Source organism: Halomonas sp. IOP_31, assembly GCF_021151495.1.
Classification (GTDB): Bacteria; Pseudomonadota; Gammaproteobacteria; order Pseudomonadales; family Halomonadaceae; genus Modicisalibacter; species Modicisalibacter zincidurans.
In genome coordinates, this window is the sequence record NZ_JAIRBP010000039.1 from 20,218 (window position 1) to 27,877 (window position 7,660).

The following is a 7,660-nucleotide window of genomic DNA, read 5'->3' on the forward strand; positions in this document are numbered from 1 at the left end:
GGGAACGCCGCGCTTGGCGTCAATTGGTTGCACGCGCGTCGGCCTGCAAGGCCTCACGCCGTATCCGCCAGCCTTCCAGCGCCATACGCGCCTGTGCGCGCCGGGTTTGGTCCTTGAGAGCTCGCGAGGGGGATTCAACCGCCTGCAGCGTACCGCCCGACCAACGATAATAAGTCGGGTCGGCGAGATTCGTGGCGGCGCCTGCGTCGCTGACCATGACGCCCTGCCCACCATCCTGACGATTGAATGTCAGCGCCATCGGCGATGCTTGTGGCGTGTACAGATCGCGTCCCATCCACGGTACCTGGGCATTGGACAGTGAATGCGCCCATAGCGTCGGGAAGATATCCCGATGGCTGGTCCAATCATCGACCTGTGCCTCGCCCTCTCCCCGGTAGGCCGGTGGAATCCACAACAGCATCGGCACACCGAACTGGTCGAACAGGTCATGTGCATCGGGATACTGAATGAGAGAGCGCGTGTTGTGATCACCGGTGGCCGCGAACAGTGTATGGTCCATCAATCCATCGGCTTCGAGATGATTCAAAAAGCGCCCCATGCTGTCATTGGCGTATTGATAGGTCTCGAGGATCGAGGTGCCTAACTGGGGCGAGACGGCAAGCGCATCGCCCAGCCGTGAGACACCCAGGGGCGCGGGAGCGTAGTCTTGCGGGATCTTGTACGGCGGATGGTTGGTGATCGATAGCATCACCAGCATCAACTTCTCATCGTTGGCCTCGGCTTGCTCCAGAAGCTTCTCGGCGTAACGGAACATCCACTCGTCATAGAGCCCCCAGGTGCCGCCTTTGGCTTCGGGGAAGCGCTCACGGATCGCGTTTTCGCCCAACACTTCATCGAAGCCTTGACGCTTGAGCGCATCGTCAAGATTTCGCCACTGCGTCGAGCCCGCCGTCAGGAAGACAGTGCGATAGCCCGCGCGCTCATACGGCAGCACCGTCGACGTCGAATATTGACGATAGCCATAACGACTCTGCGTCAATGGGCTGATCGGCGTATCGAAAAGTATTCCTTCCAGTGAGGGATATGTCCCGTTTCCCGACGACAAGGCATACGGAAAGTAGTCCGCCTTCTCCTTCACCCAGGGGCGCAAGCGGCCCAGCAGATCGTTATTCTCGGCATCGTCGAAATCCAGCGGATGACGTCCCCAGCCTTCCATCAAGCTGACCACGACATGCGGTGGTTTTTCTTCTGCTGCGGGTCGCACAGGGGTGGTCACGGTCATGCGGTCGAGAACCGCCTGCGGCGTATCGGCCTGCGACCAGCCCAGCACGTTTGCCGCCGCCATGGAAGAGCTGAAACCGTAACGCGCCAGCCCCGACTGCGGATCGTCACCGATCCGGTTGGCCTGTCGCTCATTCCAGGCCAGATAAAGAGCTTCGGGTCCACTGGGCACCAGGTCATTGACGAAGGCATTCGACGACACCGACATATGCATTTCGCGCAGTGGGAATGTCCCCAGGGTGCCGCGCCCCAACCCGACCAGTGCCACCCAGGAAGCCGCCACCAGCAGCGTGGCTTGAGGCCATCCCAGCCGGCGCCGTTCATGCCGACGGCCGCGTCGCATCAGGGCGACCTGGATTCCCGTCATGCCGATCAAGACGATCAGCAACGGAAAAACGGGATAATCGCTCCATATCGTCTTCAGCACCGCCTGGGTATCGTCTTCGAACAGCCCGAAGATCAGCGAATTGATCGGCCCTTGATAGAAGCTAAAAAAGAAATGATTAATCAGTGCCAGGAGATTGACCAAGGCCATGGTCGCGATGGCCCAGACCAACCACAAGCGACGCCAGCCGGCCAGAAAGACGCGCGGCAAGGGAAGCAACACCGTAGCCACTATAAGCCAGGGTCCCAGAAGGACCGCCATGATCTTGGCATCGAAACGCAGCCCCATCCAGAAGGCCTGCCACATCTCGCCGGCGGGCGCTTCCAGGGTGGGGGGCGCATACGACTGCCACAACAGAACACGCATCAAGGCCAGCGTTGCCACCCCGATCAGCCCCAGACGCCAGAGCTGTCGGTTCAACTCGCGCCAGTTCTGCCAGCGCGACATCATCACGGAATCGTTATACATGCGTCATCTCAATCGGGTAAGCGCGCACACTATATCGATCTTGAACGACTCTAACGATACGTTAGATTGCCAATAGAGTAGGCAAATCCCCGTCACAGACACGCGCGCCCCCGCCAGCTTCGGAACCGGCGGGGCGCCAAGACGTCGCTCACGATTGCCGAGATCTACTTGCCAAGCAGCTGGCGCACATCCTTCGCCTGCCAATGCGGAAAATACTTGCGCACCAGGGCGTTGAGCTCGACCTCGAAGGCCTGCCAGTCGACCTCGCCGGCCGCGCCGCCGCCCTCCAGCGCGCCGCGTACCATCCCCGCGCCGACGGTGACGTTGGTCAACCGGTCGATGACGATGAAGCTGCCGGTGCCGGGGCTGACGCGGTAGTCGTCGACCGGCACCGGCGCGGTCAGCTCGACCCGGCAACGGCCGATGGCGTTCAGCGCGAGCCGCTCGGCGCGGTGATGCTCGAGCGTGTTGACGTCGACCTGGTAGTCGATCGCCGTCACCTTGCCGGCCAGATCGCGGGTGGCGAGCTTTAGATCGTAGAGCTTGCCGGGCTCCAGCGGTGTTTCGTGCATCCACACGATGTCGGCGGCGAAGGCGTTGGACAGCGCGATCTCGGCGTCCGCGGCGACCAGCCAGTCGCCCCGGGAGACGTCGATCTCGTCATTGAGGGTGACGGTGATCGCCTGGCCCGGGTAGGCGGCATCGAGATCGCCATCGAACGTGACCAGCCGCTCGACGGTGGAGGTCTTGCCGGAGGGCAGCGCCTTGATTCGTTGCCCCGGGCGCAGGATGCCGGCGGCCAGCGTGCCGGCGTAGCCGCGGAAGTCCAGATTGGGCCGGTTGACGTACTGCACCGGCAGGCGCAGGTCGGCAAGGTTGCTGTCGTGGCTGATCTCGACGGTCTCGAGCAGTTCGAGCAGCGGCGTGCCCGGCTGGCCGTCGTCGGTCCGGTACCAGGGCATGTTCTCGCTAGCGTTGACGACGTTGTCGCCTTCCAGCGCGGAGATCGGCACGAAGCGGATGTCGCGGGCATTGAGCTTGTCGGCGAGCAGCCGGTACTCGGCGACGATCGCGTCGAAGCGCGCCTGGGAGTACTCCACCAGGTCCATCTTGTTGATGGCGACCACCAGGTGCTGGATGCCCAGCAGGTCGGCGATAAAGCTGTGCCGCCTGGTTTGTGTCTGCACGCCGTGCCGGGCGTCGATCAGGATCACCGCCAGGCTGGCGGTGGAGGCGCCGGTGGCCATGTTGCGGGTGTACTGCTCGTGGCCCGGGGTGTCGGCGATGATGAACTTGCGCCGGTCGGTGGAGAAGTACCGATAGGCGACGTCGATGGTGATGCCCTGCTCGCGCTCGGACTGCAGCCCGTCGACCAGCAGCGCCAGGTCGACCCTGTCGCCGGTGGTGCCGCTGGTCCTGGAGGCCTGGGTAATGGCGGCGAGCTGGTCCTCGTAGATCATCTTGGAGTCGTGCAGCAGCCGACCGATCAGCGTCGACTTGCCGTCGTCGACGCTACCGCAGGTGATGAAGCGCAGCAGGTCCTTGTTCTCGTGTTCCTGGAGGTACTGCTCGATATTATCGGCGATAAGGGCTGATTTATGTGACATAGCAAGATCCTGAGCTGTAAGCCGTAAGCTTTAAGCGGTAAGTAAACCCCAACCAACCGCCGCTTGCGGCGTTGCGTCTATTCGTTATCCAGGGTGGCGATCAAGCCAGCGAGCATGGAGGAAATTTCTCGCGTTTCCTGTAGCCATTCACGGCCTTTGTCCTGGGGTACGTAATCGATTTCCATGCCGATATAGATCTGAGTGCGTAATTCGGAGCACGAGCCGCGCGCGATAATTAGAAAGTGGCGCTTATCCTTCGTCGTAGATCGGCTCATGCCTTCCGCGATGTTGCTGGGAACCGATAAGCCTGAACGCGTGATCTGATCCTTGAAACCGAAGTCACGTAAATCCCGCAGGGTTTTATAAAGCTCGGCTGATAGCCTGGCTGAGCGCTTCCAGACCTGGAGTTTCTCGAAATTTATGTCGGCGTCCTCCGGGCTGCTTAAAGCTTATGGCTTACAGCTTACGGCTTTCCAGCGCGCCTACGGCGCGCTAGAAGTATCCCTCGCGCTTCTTGCGCTCCATCGAACCGGCCTGGTCATGATCGATGGCGCGGCCGCTGCGTTCGCTGGTGCGGGTCAGCAGCATCTCCTGGATGATCTCGGGCAGCGTGGCAGCCTTCGATTCCACCGCGCCGGTGAGCGGGTAGCAGCCGAGCGTGCGAAAGCGCACCCATTTCTCCTCGGGGACTTCGCCTTCCTCGAGCGGCAGGCGCTCGTCGTCGACCATGATCTGCATGCCGTCGCGCTCGACCACCGGGCGCGGGGCGGCGTAGTACAGCGGCACGATGGGGATCGATTCCAGATAGATGTACTGCCAGATGTCGAGCTCGGTCCAGTTGGAGAGCGGGAACACGCGGATCGATTCGCCCTTGTTGATCTTGGCGTTGTAGATGTTCCACAGCTCGGGGCGCTGGTTCTTGGGGTCCCAGCGGTGGTACTTGTCGCGGAACGAGTAGACGCGCTCCTTGGCTCTTGATGCTTCCTCGTCGCGCCGCGCCCCGCCGAAGGCGGCGTCGAAGCCGTACTTGTCGAGCGCCTGCTTGAGCGACTGGGTCTTCATGATGTCGGTGTACTTGGCGCTGCCGTGCTCGAAGGGGTTGATGCCCGCCGCGCGGCCTTCCTCGTTGATGTGCTCGATAAGCTCCATGCCCACCTCGGCCGCCATGCGATCGCGGAACGCGATCATCTCGCGGAACTTCCAGGTGGTGTTGACGTGCATCAGCGGGAACGGCGGCGTGCCCGGGTAGAAGGCCTTGCGCGCCAGGTGCAGCATCACCGAGGAGTCCTTGCCGATGGAGTAGAGCATCACCGGGTTCGCGAACTCGGCGGCCACTTCACGGATGATGTGGATCGACTCGGCTTCGAGCTGCTTGAGGTGAGTCTGGCGTTCGGGGGTGATCTCGATCATGGAGTATCCAGGGGAATTCAGGGCTGTGCCAATGGGGAAATAGCTGTAAGCCGTAAACTGTAAGTAACCTCAAAAGATTGGGCGGTTGTTGCTTACAGCTTATCGCTTCAGGCGCAGAGCGCCGTCCTTAGAGCTTCGATCCACCGCTTGTCACGTTGACCACAGACGATGAACAAGGGGATACGTTACCGAGCGAGCGATGATAACGTCAAAGAATTAAGGAACATTCTTTAATCGCATTAGGGAATATCAACTATCGATGCGCTCGATCCAGGTATGGATCCCCGAGGCGTCCAGGTCGACCACCCGCAGCCCGGGACGCGAGGCCTCGTCGATGGCGAACTCCGGCGAACCCGCAAGAAACTGATCGGCGGTCGCCGGGCAGCCGTAGATGACGATCTCGCCCTGCCTCGATGCATGCCGCGCGGTGAAGGCCTGATGGATATGCCCGAACAGGATCGCCCGCACCTGCGCGTAGGCGGCGAGGGTCTGCCAGAAGGCCTCGCGATCGGTCAGGCCGATGGCATCCATCCACGCCGAGCCCACCTCGACCGGCGGATGGTGCAGCGCCAGCAGGGTCGGTCGGTCGTCCTCCTCCAGCGCCAGCGCCAGGGCTTGCAACTGGGCCTGGCCGAGTTCCCCATGGGCCTGGCCATTGACGTGCGAATCGAGCAGCAACAGGCGCCACTCGCCCAAGTCGACCTCGTCAAGCAGTTCACGCTCCTCGGCCATGTAGCGCGGGCGGTCGTGATTGCCGGGCAGCCAGAACCAGGGACACTCCAGCGCCGAGAACGCCTCGGCGGCGTGGCGATAGGAAGCCGGCGACTCGTCCTCGCTGATGTCCCCGGTCACCAGCAGCAGATCGGGGCGCAGCGAGCGCGCCCGTTCGAGTACCGCATGGAGCTGGCGATGCGGCACGCCCGTCCGCGAGCGGGCCGCGGGGTCGGCATGCAGATGGCAATCGGTGACCTGGACCAGCCGCATCGGCTATTCACTCCTGGGCTCGAAAGTGCGTGTCATGCCCGCCGCACGGTAGGCGATGGTATTCCGAACGAGGGTCAAGACGAAGGGAATCGGCAGTTGCGCGAGGCTCGCGGCCTGCCGCAAGTAGCTAGCGCGTCGTCGAGAGGTCGGTCGCGTGGCCGTGCGCCAGGCCGTGTTCGAGCCATTCGCCGAGGAAACGGTTGAGCTGGAGCTTCTCGTCGGGCTGATGCATGCGCGGGTTGGGGTAGCGGTAGCGTCCGCTGAAATGACGCTGACGCTGGAAGTCGGTGACTTCGGCCATGCGCACGTCGTGATAGAGATGCACGTTCATGCGCGGCGAATCGATGATGCCGTCGAGCACTCCGGTCTGGGCCACCCGCACGATGGTCGTGTAGGGCGCGCGCTCGGCGACCTCCAGCCACAGCGTACCGAAACAGCCGGCGCCGCCGGTCAGCGACACCTCACGCACCTCGCCGGCCCCCAACTCGCCAAGCAGCCGCGTCAGGCGCAGGTAGTTGGCGGTACATTCGCCCTGCAGCGTTTTTAGGTCAGTGACATACGCGGTTCTGGCCACGGCTTATCTCCTTGCTCGCAATGAGGCCCGTTCGCGTGTCAGCCAGAGAAAGGCGATCAGGCACATGGCGTTATCCAGCCGCCCCGCCTCGAGCAACTGCTGAGCGCGGACGAATGGCAGCACGTGCACCTGGATGTCTTCATCCTCGTCCTCCAGGCCATGCACGCCGCCCAGCTCGCGGCTGTCGACGAGCCCGCAGAACAGCGTGACCCGCTCGTCGCTGCCCCCGGGACTCGGATAGTAGCTGTACAGCTCGATCAGCTCGTCGATATGGCAACCCGCCTCCTCCATGGCTTCACGGCGCGCCACCTCGGCCGGGTCCTCGCCGGCTTCGATCAGCCCGGCGACGGGCTCGAGTTTCCAGGGACTGAGCGAATCATCGAGCGCTCCGGCGCGCAGCTGCTCGACGAGGACCACGCTATCGCGCTCGATATCGTAGAGTAGCACGCCGACCGCGTCGCGGCGCACATGCACCTCGCGCTCGAGCACGCGGCTCCAGCCGCCCTGAAACAGCCGATGGCGCAGGTGGCGACGCTCGAGGCTGAAAAACCCCTGATACAGCGACTCGCTTTCCAGCCGCTCGACATCGGCGCCGGTAAAGCGCGTAGCGCCCTGTGAATGGTCGTCGGTCATGAACTCTCCAATCGGCCGGGACGCACCCGGGCGCGGACACAATGCGCCCCATTATCCCGGGCCGCTGGATGGATTCCAAGTCGCGCTCCGACAAAGCCGTCTCCTTTCACCGCCATGCGAGATTGGGTATAGCTCGTGGCAAGGAACTTGTTCCCGATCGGTTTCGGCTGCCCCTATCGCGAATAAATTCGCTCCCACGAAAACCGGGCCTGGACGGCCATTGAAGAAGACGCTTCTTGATAGGGGTCGGGAAGGCTTCGCCTCCCCGCCCTCCGAACCGTGCGTGCGGTTCTCCCGCACACGGCTCTCCAGTCGATGGTTTCAACATCGTGATTGGCTCGCTTGCTGCCAGGCTTC

Annotated in this window: 7 protein-coding genes; all 7 read right to left on the bottom strand. The window is 62.6% G+C overall.

The window, feature by feature from the left end:
- Positions 1–19: 19 nt before the first annotated feature.
- A complete protein-coding gene (locus tag K7I12_RS15460) occupies positions 20–2,095 on the bottom strand; it encodes an LTA synthase family protein (RefSeq protein ID WP_031384041.1) in 2,076 nt (691 codons plus the stop codon).
- A gap of 164 nt (positions 2,096–2,259) precedes the next feature.
- The gene (cysN, locus tag K7I12_RS15465) at positions 2,260–3,702 is read right to left on the bottom strand and encodes a sulfate adenylyltransferase subunit CysN (RefSeq protein ID WP_231664629.1); all 1,443 of its coding nucleotides are present in this window, start codon (positions 3,700–3,702) and stop codon (positions 2,260–2,262) included.
- Positions 3,703–3,779: 77 nt separating this feature from the next.
- Entirely contained in the window at positions 3,780–4,124 is a 345-nt protein-coding gene (locus K7I12_RS15470; RefSeq protein WP_031384043.1) for a four helix bundle protein, read from the bottom strand.
- Positions 4,125–4,194: 70 nt separating this feature from the next.
- The gene (gene cysD / locus K7I12_RS15475) at positions 4,195–5,112 is read right to left on the bottom strand and encodes a sulfate adenylyltransferase subunit CysD (RefSeq protein WP_031384044.1); all 918 of its coding nucleotides are present in this window, start codon (positions 5,110–5,112) and stop codon (positions 4,195–4,197) included.
- 249 nt (positions 5,113–5,361) lie between these two features.
- Entirely contained in the window at positions 5,362–6,096 is a 735-nt protein-coding gene (locus K7I12_RS15480) for a metallophosphoesterase (protein ID WP_031384045.1), read from the bottom strand.
- Between the two features lie 127 nt (positions 6,097–6,223).
- Positions 6,224–6,670 (bottom strand): DUF1249 domain-containing protein, encoded by a 447-nt coding sequence (locus K7I12_RS15485; RefSeq protein WP_031384046.1) that lies wholly within the window; start codon positions 6,668–6,670, stop codon positions 6,224–6,226.
- Positions 6,671–6,673: 3 nt separating this feature from the next.
- Entirely contained in the window at positions 6,674–7,303 is a 630-nt protein-coding gene (locus tag K7I12_RS15490) for an NUDIX domain-containing protein (protein ID WP_031384047.1), read from the bottom strand.
- Positions 7,304–7,660: the final 357 nt, after the last annotated feature.